The organism is Brumimicrobium mesophilum, from assembly GCF_003025005.1.
In the GTDB taxonomy this organism is placed as follows: Bacteria; Bacteroidota; Bacteroidia; order Flavobacteriales_D; family Crocinitomicaceae; genus Brumimicrobium; species Brumimicrobium mesophilum.
On sequence record NZ_PVSS01000043.1, the window covers coordinates 1 to 1,683 of the forward strand.

The following is a 1,683-nucleotide window of genomic DNA, read 5'->3' on the forward strand; positions in this document are numbered from 1 at the left end:
TAAGTCGTCACCCGTCTACTCGATTCTACGCAGTTTTTATTTCCGTTAATATTTTTCCGTCAGCATTCAGTTCATATTTATAACCTTGCCAATCTATTAATTCAATTCCATTTTTGACAATCCTAAATTCAGTTTTTCCGTCTGGATTTACAAAAATATCTCTCGCACTAAAATTCCATTTAGTTTTTCCTTTTTTATCAATTCGACTAACTTGAATTTCTCCGTGAACGATAAAATCCTCGTCAAATTCATAAATTCCAAAACAAGTTGCAATGTCATATTGATTTCTCCAATTAGCAGATAAATCCGATAAATTCAGAGAGTATATTTGGTCAGAACAGCAAATATAAATTCGGTCATTTTTGATTAGAAATGAATTTTCAGAAATTCCAGTTGCTCCTCCAGTTTCCAGTAATAATGCGCTACACTTTTCAATTCCGTTTTCTGTTATTCGAATTCCGTGTTTTGAGGAAGGTTGATATTCCAATTCAATTCCTAAATCGGCTGGATATTGTTTCTTAAACCTCTGACCAAATTCCGCTGAATCCAAATCAGATTCATTTGTTATTTCAATTACGGAATTTTTATATTTTACTATCATTTTCTTTGTTGGTCAAATTGCGTAGAACGAACAAGGCTATGCAACGGCGCTAACCAAAATCGTTTTCTTGAAATTAATACTTTTTTCATAGAAAAAGACAGATTTCCGAAGTGAAATTGGNAATTGGCGCTGGGGCATAGGTGGTGTTAGAGGTATAATTTTATGTATTTTTTCCAATAGTCTTCTTGCGCAATATATTTGTTGCTTTTGGAATCATATATGAAAACAAAAACCACTGGTTTGATATAGTATTCAGACTCTTTCAGGTCGTAATGGTCTCCATATTCTGTTGAACCCATAAGCATCTTTCGACTCCCTTTGAAAACAAGATCCTCGTAACCGTCATGATTGAAGTCCTTTACTGAAATTGATAATGGATTTACAAAGTAACCGTCATCACCATAACTATCAACAGTATGTATATCGTCATAGTCCAAGTCTAACACGTTGATTATGGAATTATTTGATACAGTGAGCAACTTATGCAAACCATTCCCTTTTCCAGTACTTTCAGTAGCAAGGAGGTATTTTTCATTATTTAGCTCTATCGATTGAATTGAGTCATAAGCACCGATATGTATGGGAGTCGTATTACCTTGTTTAAAGATTATTTGATACTTCCAAGGGTATGCGGCCATGCATCCATCTTTATAATCATATTCTATTAAGATGAACTCGTTTTTGGCTTTCCCGATGTCTACAAGTTGACATTTTGATATAGTTTCTTGAATTCCATGAGCTTCATCTACTTCAAGTTTATACTTACTACGAAGGGCGATAATTAGTTTATTAGTGTCAGTAATGTTAGGTAATTCCAAAATTATAGAATCACAATCTTTACAGGTGATTTGCCCTTCATTCGGTCGTGTTGCCAAATTTTCTTCTGATATATCAGTGGTATTAACCTTTTCTTGAGAGCAAGAGATTATAGCCAACGCAAAAAATATATATAAAATCCTCATCTTCATTATTACCTCTAACGTTAGGTGTATGAAACGTAGCCACGCACAACATTTGATATAAACCACAGGCCTTAATTGGCTATGTTTTATACACGTTGTGTGTGCCTTGAATGGTAAATA

The 1,683-nt window shown here is 33.9% G+C and carries 2 protein-coding genes; both read right to left on the reverse strand.

Features of this window, described 5'->3' with window-relative positions; translation table 11 throughout:
* Positions 1-25: 25 nt before the first annotated feature.
* Complete coding sequence (locus tag C6368_RS16930) at positions 26-601, reverse strand: hypothetical protein (protein WP_107040398.1); 576 nt, start codon at positions 599-601, stop codon at positions 26-28.
* A 146-nt stretch (positions 602-747) separates the two neighbouring features.
* Positions 748-1,476, reverse strand: coding sequence for a hypothetical protein (locus tag C6368_RS16935; RefSeq protein WP_159038668.1), 729 nt, complete (start codon positions 1,474-1,476; stop codon positions 748-750).
* Positions 1,477-1,683 lie beyond the last annotated feature (207 nt).